13 protein-coding genes and 1 riboswitch are annotated in these 21,402 nt (G+C 57.8%); of the genes, 4 read left to right on the top strand and 9 right to left on the bottom strand.

Annotated elements, in window-relative coordinates; all coding sequences use genetic code 11:
• Nucleotides 1-66 precede the first annotated feature (66 nt).
• Together WKK33_RS05525 and WKK33_RS05520 are read right to left on the bottom strand one after the other, a co-directional pair.
• Entirely contained in the window at nucleotides 67-3,411 is a 3,345-nt protein-coding gene (locus tag WKK33_RS05525) for a glycoside hydrolase family 16 protein (RefSeq protein WP_337468847.1), read from the bottom strand.
• Between the two features lie 17 nt (nucleotides 3,412-3,428).
• Nucleotides 3,429-4,964: an alpha-L-fucosidase gene (locus tag WKK33_RS05520; protein WP_337932865.1), complete on the bottom strand. Its 1,536-nt coding sequence runs from the start codon at nucleotides 4,962-4,964 to the stop codon at nucleotides 3,429-3,431.
• 773 nt (nucleotides 4,965-5,737) lie between these two features.
• Here WKK33_RS05520 and WKK33_RS05515 point away from each other — a divergent pair.
• The 3 genes from WKK33_RS05515 (at nucleotide 5,738) to WKK33_RS05505 (ending at nucleotide 11,565) form a co-directional block, all read left to right on the top strand.
• Complete coding sequence (locus tag WKK33_RS05515; protein ID WP_337932864.1) at nucleotides 5,738-6,394, top strand: carbohydrate-binding family 9-like protein; 657 nt, start codon at nucleotides 5,738-5,740, stop codon at nucleotides 6,392-6,394.
• Between the two features lie 169 nt (nucleotides 6,395-6,563).
• Complete coding sequence (locus WKK33_RS05510) at nucleotides 6,564-7,358, top strand: Fic family protein (RefSeq protein WP_337932862.1); 795 nt, start codon at nucleotides 6,564-6,566, stop codon at nucleotides 7,356-7,358.
• Between the two features lie 193 nt (nucleotides 7,359-7,551).
• The gene (locus tag WKK33_RS05505) at nucleotides 7,552-11,565 is read left to right on the top strand and encodes a glycoside hydrolase family 2 TIM barrel-domain containing protein (RefSeq protein WP_337932860.1); all 4,014 of its coding nucleotides are present in this window, start codon (nucleotides 7,552-7,554) and stop codon (nucleotides 11,563-11,565) included.
• Nucleotides 11,566-12,327: 762 nt separating this feature from the next.
• Here WKK33_RS05505 and WKK33_RS05500 read toward each other — a convergent pair.
• Nucleotides 12,328-14,322, bottom strand: a complete 1,995-nt coding sequence (locus tag WKK33_RS05500; protein WP_337468842.1) for a glucosamine-6-phosphate deaminase — start codon at nucleotides 14,320-14,322, stop codon at nucleotides 12,328-12,330.
• Nucleotides 14,323-14,734: 412 nt separating this feature from the next.
• Between WKK33_RS05500 and WKK33_RS05495 the strand changes: the two genes are divergently transcribed.
• A complete protein-coding gene (locus WKK33_RS05495) occupies nucleotides 14,735-15,121 on the top strand; it encodes a rhodanese-like domain-containing protein (protein ID WP_337932858.1) in 387 nt (128 codons plus the stop codon).
• A 68-nt stretch (nucleotides 15,122-15,189) separates the two neighbouring features.
• Here WKK33_RS05495 and WKK33_RS05490 read toward each other — a convergent pair whose 3' ends face one another.
• The 6 genes from WKK33_RS05490 to WKK33_RS05465 form a co-directional block, all read right to left on the bottom strand.
• Nucleotides 15,190-15,783, bottom strand: a complete 594-nt coding sequence (locus WKK33_RS05490) for a thiamine phosphate synthase (RefSeq protein WP_337932856.1) — start codon at nucleotides 15,781-15,783, stop codon at nucleotides 15,190-15,192.
• Nucleotides 15,784-15,846: 63 nt separating this feature from the next.
• Complete coding sequence (locus WKK33_RS05485) at nucleotides 15,847-16,620, bottom strand: sulfide-dependent adenosine diphosphate thiazole synthase (RefSeq protein ID WP_309438937.1); 774 nt, start codon at nucleotides 16,618-16,620, stop codon at nucleotides 15,847-15,849.
• A 30-nt stretch (nucleotides 16,621-16,650) separates the two neighbouring features.
• Entirely contained in the window at nucleotides 16,651-18,228 is a 1,578-nt protein-coding gene (gene thiC / locus WKK33_RS05480; RefSeq protein ID WP_337932854.1) for a phosphomethylpyrimidine synthase ThiC, read from the bottom strand.
• Between the two features lie 45 nt (nucleotides 18,229-18,273).
• Complete coding sequence (locus WKK33_RS05475; protein ID WP_337677975.1) at nucleotides 18,274-18,897, bottom strand: thiamine phosphate synthase; 624 nt, start codon at nucleotides 18,895-18,897, stop codon at nucleotides 18,274-18,276.
• Nucleotides 18,894-19,709 (bottom strand): bifunctional hydroxymethylpyrimidine kinase/phosphomethylpyrimidine kinase, encoded by an 816-nt coding sequence (gene thiD, locus WKK33_RS05470; RefSeq protein ID WP_337677976.1) that lies wholly within the window; start codon nucleotides 19,707-19,709, stop codon nucleotides 18,894-18,896. Before thiD ends, WKK33_RS05475 begins: the two co-directional genes overlap by 4 nt.
• Before the next feature lie 85 nt (nucleotides 19,710-19,794).
• Nucleotides 19,795-19,893, bottom strand: a riboswitch (TPP riboswitch).
• Nucleotides 19,894-20,108: 215 nt separating this feature from the next.
• Entirely contained in the window at nucleotides 20,109-20,807 is a 699-nt protein-coding gene (locus WKK33_RS05465) for an MgtC/SapB family protein (protein ID WP_215758842.1), read from the bottom strand.
• Nucleotides 20,808-21,402 lie beyond the last annotated feature (595 nt).

Raw genomic sequence — 21,402 nt, 5'->3', positions numbered from 1 at the left:
AAAGGTAGTGCTTTTTTATGTAACGGCACCCTCCTTGCAACAGAAATATGACATCGTTCCTTGGTTTCAAGGTATTACTACCTTCTGCTTGTTGATGACGTACACGCCGTGGGGCAGCGTCACCGTTTCGTTGCCTTGCAACTCCTTGTGGTACATAACCTGTCCCTGCGCGCTGCAGATGGTTACCCACTGCTTCTCGGGCGCCACCAGTCTGACGTGATTCTTGCCCACGTAGAAGTCGAAGGCCGACGTGGTGGTCTGCCCGATGCCCGTTGGGTCGACCTGCTGGTACACACGCACCCAGTCGAAGAGCGTGGTGTAGGTGTGTCCCAGGTCGGGTGCGCTTGCCCAACTGCCGTTGCCCACACTCTGGTTGAGGATGATGTAGAAGTCGTTGTCGAACGGCCACTGGCCATTGTTCAGCGCGTCGGTCTTCTTGCTCTTGGCATACGAGAACACCTTCTTGCCATCAACAAACCATGTGAGCAACTTGTTGGTCCACTGCAAGGCGAAGACGTGATATTCGTCGGCCTGTGTGGCTGCGCTACCCGACTTCACGGGGTCGTTGGCGTGTCCGAGCGTGTTGCCCCACTTCGAGTGGATGGTGTGGTACGACTTGTTCTCGGTGTTGATCTGCTCCCAGATGTCGATCTCGCCATCGTTGGGCCATCCGAGCGGCTGCTTCGACGGCATCATCCAGAATGCGGGGAAGTTGCCTGCGTAAGGATTGGTCTTGATGCGAGCCTCCACACGTCCATAGTGGAAGTCGAACTTGCCATGGCTCTCCACGGCTCCGCTGATCATGTCGAGCTTTTGTCCGTTCTTATCTGTTTCCGTAGCGAGCGGGTTTGGCATGCAGTGCATGACGAGCTTGCCATCCTTGATGTATCCCGTGAGGCGACGTCCCTCCTCGGTCTGGGCGATGAATCGGTTCCATGCAGCGCTGTAGCGTGTGGGGTTTACCCACTTGTCGGCGTCGGGATAGGTGCCGTCGGGCGCGTTGAACTCATCGGAGAACACCAGTTTGTTGACCGGATTGCCCACCGGTTCAAACTCCAGTATGATGCGCACGTCGCCGTTGGCCTGTTCCTTGGTCAGCGTGTAGGCGTTTCTGACCTCCAGCGTGTCCTCGCTCCACTGGCGGTTGCCGCAGACGAACTGGTCGCCGTCGAGGTTGTGGCCATGTCGGATAAACATGTTCTCGGCCGCATACTCGCGGTTGAAAGGCGTGGTCATGAGCGCCAGCTGCTCGCCATAGGCGATGGTCTCGCTCACACCCTTGTTGCCTTTGCCCATGATGTAACCGTTGAGGGTGCGGATGTCGAGTTTCGAGCGCTCTGGGTGCACGTTCAGGAGGAAATCGATGACGTAGCCACCCTTGGCGTCTATTTGGTTCTCGCCACCCTCGGTCCATTGGCCTGCGGGACTGGCGTTGTTCCAATCGATCTTGTAACGGGCGCGGTAGTTGCCCTCTGGCAGATCCTCGGGGATGGTGAAGGCAGGCAGGGCCACCCCTGCGCTGTCGGCGTCGCTGAGGTTTTGTCCCAGACTGTTCTTTCCATTGAAATAGGTGTACGACAGCAGTTCGCTGCTCACGTCGGGCTTACCGTTCTCGGAGATGTCGGCAGTGAATTGCCCATCGTTGTCGAGGTCCACATAGAGGTATCCGTGCATGGGGCTGCCCGTGTAGCTGGCCGTTGCGGCAACCTGGTCGCCCGGCACCACCGACACCTCCGTGTCGAGCATCTTTCGGTACACGCTGTTGCCCGTCTCGTCGATCGCCACCTCCGTGGTTCCACCCTTTGTGGCCACCATGGTGAAGCTTTCGAGGCGATTGTCGCCTTGGCGTTGCAGCTCCTCGTTGAAGTTGAGCGCGTAGTCGCCCTCTCCCTCCTGTGATGATCCTGTGCTTTTGAAGTAAGGCGTGATTTCCACATCGCCGTCGATATACTTGGCGGGGATGGTGTAAAGGTTGTTCTTCACCAGGTAGCTGGGCACCGTGGCGTCGAAGAACTGGGGCGTTTCGTAGAGCAGGCTGTCCTCCGTGCTGATGTTGCCGTGGCGGATGAGGAAGTGGGAGAACTTAAATCCGGGTGCGGGCTTCACCGACACGTTGTAAGGCTCTCCAAACGGAATGAGCTCCTCGGTGAGCTTCGATCCGTCGGCCTTCAGCACGTCGCCGTTCAGTCCGCCGCTGGTGCCGCGTGTTCCGCGCTTGATGGTCACCTGGTCGTTGTGCACAACGAGACGCACGTCGACGATGGCGCCGCCGTTGCTCAGGATGGAGTTGTCCTGTGTGAGCGATCCTCCGGGCTCCACATTGTCCCAGTCGACCTTGAAGCGCATGCGGTACACGCCCGGCTTGAGGTCGCTTGGCAGCGTGAAGGCGGGCGGGTTGAGGCGGTTGCCGTCGGGCTGTGTCTTGCCACTGCTGTCCTTGCCCTTGAAGAACGAGTAGGCCATGAGGTCGCGGTCGTTGGTGATGTTGTCGCCATCGGTCACCACGTTAAACTGGCCGTCGTTGTCGCAGTCGAGGAACACATAGCCGCTCATCCACGTGCCTTGGTAGTTGAACGTGGCGGTGATGGTCTGTCCGGGCTTGGCCGTGAAGGCCTGCTCCAGCATCGGCATGTAGAGCATCTTGGTCGACTGCTGACCCACCTTGAGCGTCTGCGACTTGCCGTCGGCCTTCAGGGTGATGCTGTTGAGGTGGCGGTCGGTGCGATTCAGCTTTTGCGTCTTCTCGTAGTTGATGTCATAATAGGTGGTGCTGAATCGCGGTGTGGCCGACGTGCTCAGCTCGATGTCGTCGATGTAGAACAGGAAATCGCTCGTGCGGTTGTGGGGCGATTGCAGGTCGGGCACCACGAGCAGTTTGTGAAGCTCGGCTCCGGGATTGCCGCTGATGGGGAACACGGCGTCGAACCACTGGTTCTCGCCCACCTTGGTGATGCTGGTTTGCCAAAGCTGCTCGGTCATGTCGCTCTGTCCGGGGCGGTCCTTGCGCTTACCCATGCCGATGAGCATGAAGCGGCTTGCCTCGGTGGTATAGACCTTGACGTGGATATACTTGGGCGAGAGGCTGAGCGGAATGGTCTCGTTGAGTCCCACCAGGGCGCCGAAGGTGTTGCTGCCGTAGCGCGAGCGTTGTGCGCCGAGCACCTTGGCCGAGGGGTTGGGTGCGAAGCCGAGCTTCTCGTCGACCTCCGTAGAGGGGTTCTTGCACACCTTGGCGTTGCCCTGGAGTGTGCCGTTGCGGAAAGGCGAGTTCTCCCACGTGTCGTACACGCCCACCTGGGTGTAGCTGTCCTCGCTTTCGAAGTCGCAGATGATATGGTTGTTGCTGGTCTGTGCAGTTGTGCCGATGGGCAGGAACAGCGAGGCCAAGCAGATGTATTGTTTCAGATTCATGGTGAATGGAATAAGGGTTAGTAGATGGAAACCGTGTGGAGCAGCGGGCAAGCCTTCGCGTCGTTGATGGTTATGCGTACGGCCTTGGCCTTCACGCCAGCGTCGTAGCTGCTGGCCGTGTTGCCGTTGAGCGGAACGATGCGCTTGTAGCCTATGGTGGTGGTCTTGATGTTTCCACCGCGGCGTGTGAAGGTCGTTCCGTCCTCGCTGGTCTCAATGGTGAAGCTCTTCACGCGCTGTCCGAGGCGTATAAACTCCATCATCGACACGTAGTGGAGGGTCTGCGGCGTGTCCCATGTGAAGGTCAGCGAGGCCGATGTGGTGCCGTCGTCGGTGGCCCAATAGGTGTTCTTGTCGCCGTCGGTCACGTTGCCGGCCTCGTAGCTCACGCTGGCGCCGCCCTGACGTGTGGCCGAAGCCTCCACCTGTGCGTTCTTGGCCAGGTCGTTACCCAGCCGGTTGGTTATCATCTGTCCCAGTTCCTTCATGCGGTTCACGGTTTGCGCGGGCAACTTACCCGTCTTGTCGGGCGGTATGTTGAGGATGAATGTGGCGTTGCGCCCCACCGTCTCCAGGTACATCTGGAACAGGCGTTCGGCGCTGTAGATGCCCTCGCCCTCGTGCCAGAACCATCCCTTGGTAGTGGCCTTGGCGTCGCTCTCTCCCGGATGCCATTGCCATCCGTTCTCGTCGCCATACTCGCCTGAGCCCATGGCCCAGTTGGTTTCGCCGGCCCATCCGGCCTCGTTGCCTATCCAGCGTGCCTCGCCGCCTTCGCCCCAGAGGATGATGTTGGGGCAAACCTTGTGGATGGAGTCGCGCAGGTTGGGAATGTCGTAATAAGTGGTGGCGTTGGGAATGTCGCGCTTGCCGCCCTTGCCGCCGTAGTGGCCAGAGCCGCCGCGTGCTCCGTCGAACCACATCTCAAACTGGTCGTCGCCATAGGTGGCCGCCTCGGCACACTGCTTGAAGAACACGTCGTTGGTGTAGGTCGACGTGTAGTTGCCGTCGTCGTCCTTCTCGGCCCAGTAGGGGCTGTTGCGGTCCCACGGCGAGATGTAGAAGCCATACTTCATGCCGAGCTTCTTGGCGGCTGCGGCGAAGTCGCGTGGCACATTGGTCTCCTTGGCGTTGGCGTTCGACGACGAGGTGACGTTGTGTTTCGTGGTCGATGTGGGCCACAGGCAGAAGCCATCGTGGTGCTTGATGACGGCGATGCCACCTTGCATGCCGGCCGACTTGGCGGCTGTGAGCCACTGCAAGGGGTCGGGCACAGCGGTGGGCGCAAACTGGTTCTCCGACTCGCTGCCCAGTCCCCATTCCTCGCCGGTGTAGGTGTTCATGCCATAATGGAAGAAGGCGTAAAACTCGGTTTCGTTCCATTTGAGCTGGCGCTCAGAGGGAACGGGAAAGACGGGTAGGGGCGTGTTCTCAGGATTGGGAAGCGTCTGCTCAACCAATCCGAAGTCGTCCTGGGCGTTGACGGTTGTTGGACTCACTGCCATCAACCCCAACATGGCGCAAAGGAGCGCTCTCGTTTTTTTGGTAATCATTTGGTAGTAATTATTAGGTTGCGTTTAGGTTGGGCTCGACCCCGTGGTGCCGCTCCTAAAGGCTCATCGCGAGCACGGCGACAGGTAGGCAATTGATGATTAGGTCGTAGCTGTAAGCAAAATTAAGCATTTTTCTTCGTTTGGCGCATATCCATTGCCAAGTTTTTGCGTTTCCGACCACAAATTTCCCTCTTGTGGTTCACCTATAGGGTGGGGGTAGGGGCGAAGCGGAGGGTGGGATGTGGAGCGAAAAGACCATGCGTTGTAAGGACTTTTGGTTAAAAAGTTGGTCTCTGTTTTTGCGTGAAATAGCGCGCGAAAACGCGTTTTTTTACGAGGTGGGCGACAAAAAACCGACTTTCCGATTTGCCGTTAGGCATCTTTCAATTTGCGATACCTGCCTAACCGAGCCTCGAAAGACCATCTCTCGTAGTGCCGTTAGCCATGTTTCGAGCCTCGAAACGTGGCTTCTCGCAATGCGGAATGTGAAAACAGAAGGGTTGAACGAGTTGCAAGAATGGTAAGTAGTTAATGATCAGGGTGTTGTGAAGATCTCGTGAGAATGGCGTATTTGCGACCGAAGGCATGGCTGGTCGTAAAAAACAATGTAGATTACGGTATAGATTGTTGCGATATTTTAATAGTTGCATGCGTGTCAAATGACCGATGGGTGCGGCATAAATCGGCGGGGGGCAATATTCTTTGCCCATTTCGCGCTCACTTTCGTTTCTTAGTTGTATCTTTGCATAAGATAGCAAAACCAAACCTAAACCATGCAACCAACGATCCTGATACCCCGCATTGCCGACGCTCCCGTTAGCGCCGCCGAAATTGTTAGCGTGATGGACAATGCCCATCTGCCATTCATCCCTGTGGCCCATTCATGCTGGGCCGAGTTGTTCCCCTACAAGCCTCAGGTGGAGGTGCGCCTGGCCCACACGGGCTCTCACCTGCTCATCCATTACTGCGTAAGCGAGGCTTGCGTGCGCGCCGTGGCATCCCACGACAACGGCAACGTGTGGGAAGACTCATGCTGCGAGCTCTTCCTTTCGCCCACCGACGACGGCACCTATTATAATATAGAGTGCAACGCCGCCGGAACGATGCTCATCGGAGCCGGAGCGGCCCGCGCCAACCGCGAGCGCGCCAACCAGGAGGTGCTCAACACCGTAGACCGCTTTGCCACCATGGGCCGCATGCCGTTTGCCGACATCGAGGGCGAGCGCACGTGGCAGTTGTGCCTGTCTGTGCCCGCCACCGCCTTGTTCCACCACAAGCTCCAGTCGTTCGCCGGCCTGCAGGCCCATGGCAACGTCTACAAGTGTGGCGACAAGTTGCCCCGTCCCCACTTCGTGTCGCTCTTCCCCGTCGATGTGCCCAAGCCCGACTTCCATCGCCCCGACTTCTTCGGCCCCATGCAGTTTGAGTAAGGCGCGAGCCACGCGATGCTTGCCAAGGCGCAGCCACGCCCGCAACGGGAGGGTTTGCGCCGACGGCAGGTTTGTCCCCAATGGGTTTAGAGATAATGGGCGCTATATGATGGCGCTGTCAGAAAAATGATGTATCTTTGTAGGCAACAGTTATCACGGGAAACTTTATATGATGTCATTCGAAAAGGAAATCAACGAGTACGAACGTCTGAGGGCTACGTATCAGGCGGAGGTGATCGATAAAATGGAGCGTGAAGAGTATCGGCAGTTTAATGAGGTGCTCTTCTCTACCCATTCGTGCGCCATCGAAGGCAACTCGTTCTCGGTCGACGACACACGCGAATTGAAAGAGAAAGGCCTTGGCATGATTCCCGCGGGCAAGACCCTGTATGAGGCTTTTGAGATGCTTGATCATTTCCAGGCATACGAATATGTGCTCGACCATATCGACCATCCACTCGACGAAGAATTCCTGAAAGAAGTGAACCGACGGGTCACCCTCCACACGCTTGCTTACCGTGCGCCCGACGCCACGCCCGGCCAATACACCACGACCGACATGGCGGCTGGCGACACCGTGTTTGGCGACCACGGGCAGTTGGTGGCGAGGGTGCCCCAGCTGCTTGCCTCCACTGAGCGCGCCATCGTTGCGGCAGCGGCCCATCCCATGGTGCTTGCCGCACGCTTCCACGGCTTCTACGAGTATCTGCATCCCTTCCGCGACGGCAATGGCCGTACGGGGCGGCTCCTCAGCAATTACATCTTGCTGCGCATGCACCATCCGCTTCTCATCATTCCCGCCACCAGTCGCCAGGAATACATAGCGGCCCTGCGCATGATTCGCACCGAGGCAACCGACGAGCACCTTGTTCGCTTCTTCTTCAAAGAGGCCATGCGGCGAATGACCGACGAGTTGGCGCAGAAAGAATCCAACACCCAACGCTTCAAGATGTTCCTGTTCTGATTCCCATCGATGGCGACGGGCTGCGAACACCAGTGCCCATTCCTGCCGTTTTGACCGTTCCCGCAACCGATAGGGGTCTTTTCTTGCTCCGGCCGGCACCTGTTTTTTGCCGTTTTATTTGCAAAGCCGTGATAAAATACTTAACTTTGCAGAAAGTATTTATGTTACGCGCAACTACAATCTATCTTTTTACATGATCATTCGCAATTTTTTAACTGCAGTGGGCTGTCTCTTGGCAACCGCACTGCCGGCTCAGACCCTCTTGAAGGGCTATGAGTATGGTACTGCCACAGCCCCCACGGGCCAGGAGTGGCAGCAGCCCGAGTTGATTGGCTACAACAAGTTGCAGCCGCACGCATGGTTCACCAGCTTCGCTTCGGTCGACGAGGCCAAGGGCGTCCTGCCCGAGAAGTCGAGCTATTGGATGAGCCTCGACGGCAAATGGAAGTTCCATTTCGCCAAGAACCCCGACGCCCGCCCCAAGGATTTCTATCAGGCCGGTTACAACGACCAGGCATGGGACGATGTGGAGGTGCCCATGTCGTGGAACATGTATGGCCTTCAGAAAGATGGCACACAGAAGTATGGCACGCCCATCTACGTCAACCAGTGGGTCATCTTCAAGTATAACATCGCCGTGGGCGACTGGAAGAACGGTGTGATGCGTGAGCCGCCAAAGGACTACACCACCTACGAGTATCGCAACGAGGTGGGCTCCTACCGCCGCGCCTTCACCCTGCCGCAGAACTGGAAGGGACGCGAGGTCTACATCAGCTTCGATGGTGTCGACTCGTTCTTCTACCTCTGGGTCAACGGCCACTATGTGGGCTGCTCGAAAGACTCGCGCGACGTGGCCGAGTTCGACATCAGCCAGTGGGCCAAGCCTGGCCATAACGAGGTGGCCGTGGAGGTGTATCGCTCTTCCGACGGTTCGTTCCTCGAGGCTCAGGACATGTTCCGCCTGCCCGGTATCTTCCGCACCGTGGCCGTGTATAGCAAGCCCAAGGTGCACGTGAGCGACCTCAAGGTCATTCCCGCATGGACGGCCGACGGCACAGGCAAGCTCGCCGTGGACTACACCGTGAGCAATGTGGGCACCAAGGACGCCAAGGGCTACACCGCCGTGTTTAAGCTCTTCGCCAACAAGCTCTATGGCGACGCTGAGGGCGAGGCACGCGTGCTGACCACAACCACAGGCAAGATCAATCAGGCCAAGAACGCCAGCAGCACGCTCCACGAGAACTTCACCGTGGCCAACGTGCGCCCCTGGAGCTCTGAGGAGCCCAATGTCTACACGCTTGTTTGCGAGCTGCGCGACAAGAAGGGCAACGTGGTGGAGGCCGTCAGCACACAGACCGGTTTCCGCACCGTGGAGATTCGCGACGTGGCCGCTAAGGACGATGAGTTCGGACTGGCGGGCCGTTACCTCTTGGTCAACGGTAAGCCGCTGAAGCTCAAGGGTGTGAACCGCCACGACACCAACCCCACACGTGGCCATGCCATCACACGCAAACAGATGGAGGATGAGATCATGCTGATGAAGCGTGGCAACATCAACCACGTGCGCACATCCCACTATCCCAACGATCCTTATTTCTATTATCTCTGCAACAAGTATGGCATCTGGCTCGAGGCCGAGGCCAACATAGAGAGCCACGAGTATTTCTATGGCAAGGAAAGTCTGAGCCACGTGCCTGAGTTCCTCAACCAGCACATCGGACGCATGATGGCCATGGCCCACGCTCGTGTCAACGATCCCTGTATAGCCATCTGGAGCCTTGGCAACGAGGCCGGACCTGGCGACAACTTTAAGGCCAGCTACGCTGCCATCCACGAGTATGATCCTTCGCGCCCCGTGCAGTATGAGCGCAACAACGACATCGTTGACATGGGATCCAACCAGTATCCCTCGGTCAACTGGGTGCGCGCTGCCGTGCGTGGCAACCTCAACATCAAGTATCCGTTCCACATCTCCGAGTATGCCCACTCCATGGGTAACGCCGTGGGCAACCTGCAGGATTATTGGGATGCCATCGAGTCGACCAACTTCCTTTGCGGTGGTGCCATCTGGGACTGGATCGACCAGTCGATGTACAACTATACTCCCGACGGAAAGCGCTACCTCGCTTACGGTGGCGACTTTGGCGACACGCCCAACGACGGCCAGTTTGTGATGAACGGTATCATCTTCGGCGACCTCGAGCCCAAGCCTCAGTACTTCGAGGTGAAGAAGGTCTATCAGAACATCGGTGTGAAATGGGCCGACAAGGCCAAGGGCACACTCGACATCTTCAATAAGAACTATTATACAGGCGACCTCACCGACTACGACGTGACCTATAGCCTCACGGCCGATGGCCTGGAGGTGGCTAAGGGCCAACTGGCTGTGGGCAGCGTGGCTCCCCGCCAGCACAAGGTGGTGACCGTGGACGGCCTGGCCAACGCCAAGCTCGACGCTGGCAAGGACTACCAGCTCTACGTGGCCTTCCACCTGAAGAACAACACACCGTGGGCCAAGGCCGGATATGTGCAGGCCGACCAGCAGCTGCTCGTGCAGACGGCCGCCGAGCGCCCGTCGCTCGCAGAGGCTGCTAAGACGGGTGCCAAGATCAATGTGAAGGAGACCAACGCCGACATCGCCATCGATGGTGGCAAAGCCTTCGCCATGACCTTCGACAAGGCTACCGGAACGCTCCGCAGCCTTACCTATAACGGCAAGCAGATGTTTGCCGACGGATGCGGCCCGCGTCTCGACGCCTTCCGCGCTTGGGTGAACAATGACAACTGGGTGTACCAGGGATGGTATGCCAACGGTTTGCACTGCCTGGAGCACAAGGCGCTCGAGAGCCACGTGGTGACCAACGCCGACGGTACGGTCAGCGTGAAGTTTGTGGTGGAGAGCCAGGGCACCGAGACCGCCAAGCTCGAAGGTGCCGACAAGAACTGGAAGAAGCTGACGAAGACGGGTGGAAAGCCCGAGTTTAAGTTCACCACCAATGTGGTTTACACCATCCATCCCGATGGAACGGTGGAGAACCAGAGCACCGTTTCGGCCAACCGATCCAACCTGACGCTGGCTCGTCTGGGCTACGCCATGAAGTTGCCGAAAGCCATGAAGCAGATGAAATACTACGGTCGCGGACCGGTCGACAACTATCCCGACCGTAAGACCAGTCAGGCTGTGGCCATCTGGAACCAGCCCGATGTGGCTCGCGAGTTTGAGAATTTCCCCAAGCCGCAGGATATGGCCAACCACCAGGATAGCCGCTGGGTGGCCCTCAGCGACGGTCAGCAGGGTGCCATCTTCGTGGCCGACAGCGTGATGAGCTTCTCTGCGCTGCCCTACTCAGCCCAGCAGCTTGCCATGGCCAACCATCCCCATGAGTTGCCCGCAAGCGACGGCGTGTGGCTCCATATCGACCACGCCATCACCGGACTGGGCGGCAACAGCTGCGGACAGGGTGGACCGCTCGAGGCCGACCGCGTAAAGAGCACCACACAGTCGTTTGGATTCGCCATCCGACCCACCACAACCATGGCCAACGACCAGCTCACCAACCTCGCCAACGTGACGCTCGACGGACAGGCTCCGCTGAGCATCAGTCGCGCTACCGACGGTGTGGTGACCATTAACGGTGCCAAGAACCAGACCATCTATTATAAGGTGAACAACGCCAAGCGCGTATCGGTCTACAAGGGCCCGTTCAACCTCACGGAGGGTGGTCGCGTGGTGGCCTTCGCCAAGGGCTCACGCTTCAACTACTCTCAGCAGTTTGAGCGCATCGACGCCATCCCCGTAACGGTGAAGTTCGCCAGCTCGGTAGAGAGCGGCGAGGGCGACGCTGAGCATATGGTGGACGGAAATCCCAACACCTACTGGCATACCATGTTCAGCGTTACAGTGGCCAACTATCCCCACTGGGTTGACTTCGACTGCGGTGCGGCGAAGACTCTCAAGGGCTTCAGCTACCTGCCGCGTCAGGACTCGCAGAACGGCAACATCAAGGACTACGAGATCCAGGTCAGCATGGACGGTAAGACATGGGGCCCCGTTATTGCCAAGGGCGCCTTTGCCAACAACCGCAACCTGAAGCGCGTGCTCTTCGAGAAGCCCGTTCGTGCCCGTTACCTCCGCTTCACAGCCAAGAGTTCGCAAGACGGACAAGACTTCGCCACCTGCGCCGAGTTTAGCGTGCTCGAGCAGTAAGGCGCAAGCGCCAAGAAAGATATGAATGAGGCTGAGGAATGCCTCGAGCTACCAGGATTTGTTTTGGATGATCCCAAGACAAATCCTGTGTAGCCACAGGAGCCTATATAGGGTGCAGGCCCCAATCCAGACGATTGGGGGTTGCACCCTTTTGCGTTTCTTGCAAACTCGTGTAGCCGCATGAAAAACTCGTGTAGCCGCAGGAGAATCCTGTGTAGCCGCATGAAAAACGCAGCGTAAGGATAGGCAAGAGTCTGCCTAAGCCCAAGCGCGGCGTCGTGTAAGATGAGCCACGGCCCTGTGTTAGGTCAGCGTGTGGCCCGCCTAAGATTGGCCCAAACGCTGTATCAGGCAAGCAAGCCGATAGTCCAGGACCAGGCAAGTCTTCATGTAACACGATGACGTAGCGTTCTTGGACCCTGTTGGCCTTCTGCTTTCCTTCGCCAGCCATTCTATCCCCATTCCCTTGCAAATCGAAGCCCACTATGCCCAATAGGTTCCAATGCCTATCGCGCACAGTGGGCTCTTTTAGTTCCCATTGGTCGTTGCTTTTACCCCGAATCGGTCATTCGATAGCAATCCGAATTGGTCATTCGATAGCAATCCGAATCTCACTCAAACCCAAAAGGCCCACCCGTTGCCATGATGTTGGCGGCGGGTGGGCCTTTGCTATGTGTTGCTTGCTATGCGCTATGTGTGGCGCTTTGCCCTACCTTGCAGGTGGGATGGGCGCTACGCTGGGCGCATAGGGCATTTTCGGGGTTAGAGGGGCTTATACTCCACGAAGGCCTCCATGGCCTCGTAGCAAGCCAGACCGAGGTTGTCGTAAATCTTGGCGGTGTTGCGGTTGCGGTCCTCCGAACGCTGCCAGAACAGGCGCTCGTCGTTGCCCAGGAACGGAGCGCTCTCCATCTGGCTCTGGTGCTTGAGGATAGAGTTGCGCTTGCCTCTGAGCTCCTCAGGGCTCATGGGCACACACATCTCGATGTTCTCGATTTCCCACTCGGCCCATGCTCCGCGGTACATCCAGATGCGGCAGTCCTTGAGCCACTCGGCCTTGGCCTCCTTCTCCAGGTCGATGGCAGCGAGCACGGCGTCGGTGCACTTGCGGTGTGTGCCGTGGGGGTCGGCCAGGTCGCCGGCGACGTAAATCTGATGAGGCTTCACCTCAGTGATAAGCTTGCGAACGATGTCGACATCTTTCTCGGTCATGGGGAGCTTCTCGATGGTACCGCTCTCATAGAACGGCAGGTCGAGGAAGTGAACGTGGTCGAGCGGAATCTTGTTGTATGTGCAGGCTGTGCGAGCCTCACCGCGGCGAATCAGACCCTTGATGGTCAGGATGTCGCGTGTGTCGGTATCGCCGTCCTTCTTCTTCTTGAAGAACTCCTTGATCTCCTTGTATTTGTTCTTGATGACCTCGTCCTTGTTGCCATCGAAGATCTGGTTGAAGCCATTGATGAAGTGCATGAAGCGTGTAACCTCCTCGTCGCCCACAGCGATGTTACCGCTGGTCTCGTAGGCAATGTGCACGTCGTGACCCTGCTCCACCAGTCGACGGATGGTGCCACCCATTGAGATGACGTCGTCGTCGGGGTGCGGAGAGAACACGATGACGCGCTTGGGGAACGGTGTGGCGCGCTCGGGACGATAGGTGTCGTCGGCGTTGGGCTTGCCGCCGGGCCATCCGGTGATGGTGTGCTGCAAGTCGTTGAAGATCTTGATGTTGGCGTTATAGGCTGATCCGTAGATGGTGAGCAGCTCAGACAAGCCGTTCTCATTATAATCCTTGTTGGTAAGCTTCAGGATGGGTTTGCCTGTAACCTCGCACAACCACACCAGTGCGGCGCGTGTGAGCTTGTCGGTCCACTTGCAGCTGGTGACGAGCCAGGGGTGAACGATGCGTGTCAATCGGCCAGCGGCTGCGAGGTCGATCATCACGTGGGCGTCGTTGTGGGTCTGCAGGAATGTGGCGGGGATGGCGTCGCTGATCGAGCCCTCCACACACTTCTGGATGATGGCAGCCTTCTCCTCGCCCCATGCGGTGAGGAAGATCTGGCGGGCCTTCAGGATGGTGGAGATACCCATGGTTACGGCGCAGGGAGGCACCGTCTCGTTGGTCGACTGGCTCATCGACATCTCCTCGCGTGTGAGGCTGTCGATCAGGATGAGGCGTGAGCTTGAGGTGAGGCTTGAACCCGGCTCGTTGATGGCGATGTTGCCAATGCGGCCGATGCCGAGCAGCATGATGTCGATGCCGCCGAAACTCTGGATGCGCTGCTCATAGAGGCGGCACGACTCCTGCACGCGATCCTGGGGCACGGTGCCTTCGAGCGTGAACACGTTCTGCGGATTGATGTCGATGTGGTTGAGCAGGCGCTCTTTCAGCTGGTTGAGTGTAGAGTTCTTTGCGCTCGGCTGCAAGGGGAAGTACTCGTAGGCGTTGAACACGACCACGTTAGAGAAGCTCAGCTTCTCCTCCTTGTGCAAGCGGATGAGCTCGTTGAATACCGGAGTGAGGCTTGAACCGGTGCCCAAACCGAGCACGCAGTACTGGCCCGACTGCTGTTTCTGGCGGATAGCGTTGGCAATGGTGGTAGCAATGCTCAGCGCGCCCTCTTCTGTTTTAGGGAAGATGGTTGTGGGAAGCTTCTCACAACGAGTCAGCTCTGACAGTTCTACAGCGGTTTTAGGATGATAGAATTCCTCAGGTACCTTGTTCAGTACAATCTGAGACGATAAGTTTAATTTTACCATAATGGAATTAATTTATTAGGCTTGTCTGTTAGTTGGCAAAGGTACAAAACTATTCGTTTAGTTGGTCGTGTTTTGCGAAAAAACTGCATACAATTAATGTTTTTTGTCCTTTCGCGTCCTTTTGGGCCATCAAATCGCCCCCCACTGGCATGGTTTGCGAAACAAGTCTTGGGCTTTTCCGTCGGTTTTTCGTCTGTTGGGCAAGCGTGAGGGTGGAGCTTTCGGTTGGTCGTTGGTCTCCGTTCGGCCAGCTGTTTGGCAGACTTGTTCTTTGCGTGATTCCCCATTGCCAGCAAGAGATGAGACGTGGAATGTAATGAAATGGGCGAAGATGCCATGCTTATGGAAAATAATGCTTACTTTTGCAGTTGTCTAACGCGTGGGCCTTTGGCTTGCGCTTAACATTAGAATCATGAAACACATACTTCTCACCCTCCTTGCCGCCTTGTCGTTCTGCGGCAGTTGCTCGGCCCAAACGCCTGTCCTGACGTTGGAGCCAAAGCCGTTTATTGAGGCCGCGCGGGCCGACTCCACCGCCGTGCTGCTCGATGTGCGCCGCCCCTCCGAGTTTGCCGAGGACCACCTTGATGGCGCCACCAACCTCGATTGGCTCAACACGAAAGTATTCCGACACGGCATGAAGAAGCTCTGTCGCCAGCGCACCTATTATATTTATTGCCGCAGCGGTCGCCGTAGCAACGCCGCCGCCGTCTACATGCAGAAGAAAGGCTTCCACGTGGTCGACATGAAGGGAGGCATCTTGCGGTGGAAAGAGCAGGGCCTGCCCGTCGTCAAGTAACCCCCAATCGACCTAATGGCCCATTGGGGGTTAACGCTTTGGTGTGGTTGAACGCAGATGCGCCCAGCCTATTCGTGCAGCAACTGGCGCAGGTGGGCGAGGTAAGCATCGACGTTGGGATCGCCCATGCGGCTCCACACGTCGCCCAGGAAAGCGGCGCCTCCAAAGTGCCAGGCCCTGAGCGCGGCGATGTTTGTGGCCGTTACGCCACCCAAGGCCACCACCTGACGGTCGATGAGCCGCTCCTTGGCGGCTTGGCGGAGCTGCTCCTCGGGAAACGCGGCGGCGTAGCCCACCTTGGAAATGCTGTCGAAGATGGGACTGAGAAACACATATTGGCGCCGTGGCTTGCTGGCCGCCACCTCCTCCAGGCTGTGGCATGAGCACGACACGCTGCCGCCATAACCCTCGGGCGCTTGCGGGTTGCGGCGGTTCAGATGGATGCCATGCGCGCCGTAGGCCTCGGCCAACTCAAAATGCTCATGCAGCACCACCTGTCCACGCCACCGCTCGGGTATGCGCTCCAACAGGTCACGGCACTCGTCGGCGGAGGCTCCGGGCTTGCGCAGATGCAGCAGGTCGAGCCCATGATCGAAGAGCTTGTCGATGAAAAAAGCCTCTCCCGGCACGAAGTCGGGAGAGGTGATGACGATCCATTTCATGATATGGAAAGGGTTTCGGTTTCAGTTAGTGGGAAAGTCCGAGGCTTTCGCCGCCCATGCGGCTTACTTCTTTAACTTCTCGATGATCAGGTCGGCCACCTTCTTGCCCGAGAGCATCATGCCGCCGAAGATGGGTCCCATGCGCGGTGTGCCGGCCACGGCAGACGAGGCCATGCCGCATACGTAGAGGCCCGGGTAAATCTCGCGGGTTCCCTCAACCACCATGCGCTCGCCCTCGACCACATCGAGCGAGCGCTCACCGATGACGCCACCCGTGGCGGTGTCGAGGCGAATGCCATTCTTGCTGGCCACCACCTTACACATCTCGCTGTCGTGGCCCGTTCCGTCGATGACACACTTGGCCATGATGTTCAGCGGGTCGACGTGCAGGCCTTCGCGGAGCACCGGTGTCCAGTTGACCACCACACCGCTCACCACGTTGTCCTTAAACACCACATCCTCCACCGAGTAGCAGTTGAAGATGGTTGCGCCAGCGTGCACGGCGTGGTAGAGCAGTGCCGATGTGCTCTCCACCGAGTCGATGGTGTAGAGGCCGTCCTCGAAGGGCGCGTAATTGATGTCGAAATCCTTCACGATGTGCAAGGCTTCCTCCTGAATGACAATCTGGTTGAACATCATGGCGCCGCCCCACATGCCGCCGCCGGGCGACAGCTTGCGGTCGAACTGTGCCACTTTCAGACCGGCCTTGGCCAGATAGTAGGCTGCCACGATGCCCGAGGGGCCACCGCCTACGATGGCCACGTCGAGGTCCAAGTTTTTCTGCAGTTTGTCGAAATAGGTACTGATGATACCTTTTGATACTTGTGTCTCAATCATTTTTCTTATGTATTTAAACAGTTAACGTTATTATCCCTCGCAGTTCTTGAGCGAGTGGCTGATGCGTGCGGCGCAGAAGTTGGGTCCGCACATGGTGCAATAGTTGGCGTCGACGGTGTTGCTCGTCTTGTAATACTCGAGCGCGCGCTCCGGGTCGAGCGACAGGTTGAACTGGTCTTTCCATCGGAAATCGTAGCGTGCCTTGCTCAGCGCGTCATCGCGCACGGTGGCTCCGGGGTGCCCCTTGGCCAGGTCGGCGGCGTGGGCGGCGATCTTGTAGGTCACCACACCCGTTCGCACGTCCTCCTTCTCGGGCAGGGCCAGGTGCTCCTTGGGTGTGACGTAGCACAACATGGCCGTTCCATACCATCCAATCATCGATGCTCCGATGGCCGATGTGATGTGGTCGTAGGCCGGCGCGATGTCGGTTACGAGCGGGCCGAGCGTGTAGAACGGTGCGCCGTGGCACTTCTCTATCTGTCGCTCCATGTTCTCCTTGATCTTGTGCATGGGCACATGGCCGGGACCTTCGATAAACGCCTGCACGTTCTTGGCCCAAGCGCGCTCCACCAGTTCGCCCATGGTGTCGAGTTCGGCAAACTGCGCCGCGTCGTTGGCGTCGTGTGTGCAGCCTGGCCGCAAGCCGTCGCCGAGCGATATGGCCACGTCGTATTGGGCGCAGATGTCGCAGATGTCGTCGAAGTGCTCGTAGAGGAAGCTCTCCTTCTGATGCACCTTGCACCACTTGGAGATGATGCTTCCGCCACGGCTCACGATGCCCGTGAGGCGCGTGTCGGCCAGGTGGATGTTCTTCAGTCGGATGCCGCAGTGGATGGTGAAGTAGTCCACGCCCTGCTCACACTGTTCGATAAGCGTCTCACGGAAGACGTCCCACGTAAGGTCCTCGGCCTTGCCGTTCACCTTCTCAAAGGCTTGGTACATGGGCACCGTTCCCACTGGCACGGGACAGTTGCGCAGGATCCACTCGCGCGTCTCGTGTATGTCGTTGCCCGTGGAGAGATCCATGAGCGTGTCGCCACCCCATTTGCAGCTCCACACCGCTTTGTCGACCTCCTCCTCGATGCCCGATGTGGTGGCCGAGTTTCCGATGTTGGTGTTGATCTTCACGAGGAAATGGGTGCCGATGATCATCGGTTCCGCCTCGGGGTGCTTGCGATTGGCGGGGATGACGGCGCGTCCCTCGGCAATCTCCTTGCACACGAAGGCCGGTGTGATGTGGGTCTTGATGCCCAGTTCCTCGCAGTTCATGTTCTCGCGTATGGCCACATACTCCATCTCCTGTGTGATGATGCCCTGCTTGGCGAAATACATCTGCGTTTGTCCCTCCTTACGACCGTCGATCCATGGCTGGCGCAGTCGGGGCAGTCCCTTCTCGAGGTTGATCTCCACGGCGGGGTCGCTGTAGGGTCCGCTGGTGTCGTATACGTAGACCGGCTTGTTGGGCTCCTCGTGGCGCACACCGTTCTCGATGGTTACGGTGGGCGTCAGTCGCACGCGGCGCATGCCGACGCGGAGGTCGGGATAGAGCTTGCCGCTCAGGTAAACCTTCTCAGAGGAAGGATAATCGAATTTGATGTCTGTCTTCATATAATGGTTATTCAGGTTGGTTCTCGTTGGAAACGGTGGGGTGGGTCAGCCCTGGTCGTCCACCAGTCCGACGAAGCGTTGCATCTCGTCGACGGGGTCGTTGGCGTTGAGGATGGCGCCACTCACGGCAATGCCCGTTACGCCCGTTTGCATCACCGACGTGATGTCGTCGGCCAGGATTCCTCCAATGGCCACAATGGGCAGGTCGATGTTGTGGGCTCTCATCTGCTCCACGATGTGGCGATAGCCCTCCAGGCCGAGGATGGGCGACAGGTTTTTCTTGGTGGTGGTGAATCGGAAGGGGCCACACCCTATGTAGTTGGCACCTTGTCGGTGCAGTCGCTCCACGTCGTCGAACGTGTTGGCCGTTCCGCCAATGATCTTGTCGTTGCCCAAGATGCGGCGCGCCTCATCCACGGGCATGTCGTTCTTTCCCAGGTGAACGCCGTCGGCTCCCGTGCGCTCCACCCATTCCACATGGTCGTCGAGCACAAACGTGGCGCCATGCTTGCGGCACAGGTCGCCAATGGGCTTGGCAGCCTCCATAAACTCGGCCTCGGTGGCCCCTTTCATGCGGAGCTGAATCCATCGGCATCCGCCCTCGAGCGCCAGTTGTGCGCCCTCCACATATCCATAGCGCGCGTTGGCGTGTGTGATAAATTGTATCATGACTTGATGAGTTTTTCAGGGTTGAACAAGTGGTCGACGGGCCCGTGGCCGGCTCCAATGGCAACATCCTTGCCGGCCTCAATGGCTTGGGCCAGGTAGTCGACGGCGCTGCCAACAGCCTCGGACAGGGCCAGGCCGCGTGCCAAGAACGACGCGATGGCCGACGAGAGCGTGCATCCCGTGCCATGGGTGTTGCGGGTTTCGATGGTGGGATGCTCGTAGGAGCGGGGCGGTTGGCCGGGCATATACAGGCGGTCCACCTTCTGTTGGCCTTCCCAATGGCCGCCCTTGATAAGCACGGCCTTGCATCCCAGTTGGAGAATGCGGCATGCGGCCTCGTCCATGTCGGCGAAGGAGCGGATGGGCATATGGGCCAACACCTCGGCCTCAGGCAGGTTGGGCGTGAGCACCGTGGCCATGGGCAACAACTGTTGGCAAAAGGCGTCGACAGCGTCGGGCTGCATCAGGGGCGACCCACTGGTCGACACCATGACTGGGTCGACCACCACAAAGCGCGGATGGTAGGGGCGCAAGGCGTCGGTAATGGCCTGCAGGGTGGGGCGGTCGTTCACCATGCCAATCTTGATGGCCACGGGCGCCACGTCGTCCATCACGGCGTGGATCTGTCCGGCCACCACGTCGGGCCTGATGGCCTGCACGGCTTGCACGCCCAGCGTGTTCTGCACCGTGACCGATGTGACGGCCGATGCAGCATAAACCCCTAAGGCCGACATCGTCTTGATGTCGGCTTGCAAGCCTGCTCCGCCACAACTGTCGGATCCGGCAATGGTCAGTGCGCAAAGATATTTCATGCTTTCCTGTGTTGGCAGGGGAGCATCGGCGCTACGTACCACAAAAGACAATACGGAATAGAAACAGCCTCGCTATCACCTGTCGTTACCGTGAAGGAAGCAATCCCTGCGGCAGCATTACCTGCGTCAGGTTCTATGGGTATAATCTCAGCAACACAATCGTGAAGCACCCCTTATTTCTTGTTGGATAGGGCAAGTCCTCCCAACGGCTCGGTGGCCGCCTTGGACTTTAATCGAGGGCAAAAGTAACGATTAAATGCAACAATCGTGCACGTTGCCTCGGATATTTAAGAATTATTCACGCCAGCGATGCCCCAAGCGCCGAAGCTGCCTTTCGGCCTTCGGCATGGCACATGGCTTGGGGCCAAAGCGGCAAGTGAGCGCCATGCCACGGTGCGGTCAGAAATCCTCCTGGGGCGACTCTTGGCGCTCCCAACCGGCGCTGAACACGTCGGGACGAGAGCGGAGGCGCGACACCACGAGGTCGAGCAGCGACTTGTGCTCGCCCAATATCTGCATGTCGCAGCACACCACCACCTTGTCGCCCGCCCCTTTGTAGAACAGGGCGTTCACCTTTATGTTCTTGTTGAACGCCAGCATGTCCATGAGAAACTGCTGGGTTCGGTCGGCCGAATGTTTCATACACTCGGCCCGCACCGTGTAGTGGTACATCTTGGTGTTGAGCTTCAGGATGAAGGTGCCGAGGGGCCGAAACACGCAATGGGTGATCAGCACACACGCCACCAACACGAAGGCTTCGAGGTACATGCCCACGCCCGCCAGTGTTCCGCAGGCCGCCGAGCACCATATTGTGGCCGCCGTGTTGAGTCCCCTCACGGTGAATCCCTCCTTCAGGATCAGTCCGCCACCCAGGAAGCCAATGCCCGACACAATCTGCGCCGCGATGCGCGAGGGGTCGCCCGTGCCACCCGACGTCATGGTGACCGACAGTATGGTGAAGGCGGCCGCTCCCACCGCCACAAGCACGTTGGTACGCAGGCCTGCGCTATGCTGGCGATATTGCCGCTCCATGCCGATGAGTGTGCCCATGAGGAAGGCGCAGCCCGTTCTCACTATAAAGTCAATCAGCGTAATCATAGCTTTATGTTTTAGGTGTGTATGCAAAGATATGAAAATTAACCTAAACCTGTTGCGGCAACCCCTTGGATTTTCGTGACGAATGGCTTTTTTGTATAGGTCATGAAAAGATGCGGCGCCAAATCACCGACATTATCAGAAAGACAAGATAAGCAGATCGGATAACGCATACTTTAAGATAAGAGTGCCACAATTCATCATGCCGACATTTGAGAAGTGCTTGTCCAAAGACATAAGCATGGACTTGAAATCATGGGACTGGCGCTTATTGATTTCTATGCCAACAGTTGCATGATGCTGCGTGCCCATCAGACTCCATCTACTGGAGCATTGAAACATTTCTCAAGATAGCGTCCCCCCCCCCCATGGGATTGTTGGAATTGTTCTGAAAAAAATGTGCGCACTTTTTACGTGAACCAGACGAGGAAAACCTGTTTGGGCGAGATCTTCGACTCAAACAATGGGGCCTTACTTCAACATCAGGCATGTATCGAGTTGCGTTCGGGCATGTATCGAGCCTCGATTAGCCATGTTTCGCACTGCGAAATGTCTTAAACGGATTTAGCTTGTCATGTTTTCCACCCCTTAAATTATC

Source organism: Hallella sp., from assembly GCF_037460745.1.
Classification (GTDB): Bacteria; Bacteroidota; Bacteroidia; order Bacteroidales; family Bacteroidaceae; genus Prevotella; species Prevotella faecis.
Note: the sequence above shows the minus strand (reverse complement) of the source record. Positions and strands in the feature narration are given on the sequence as shown.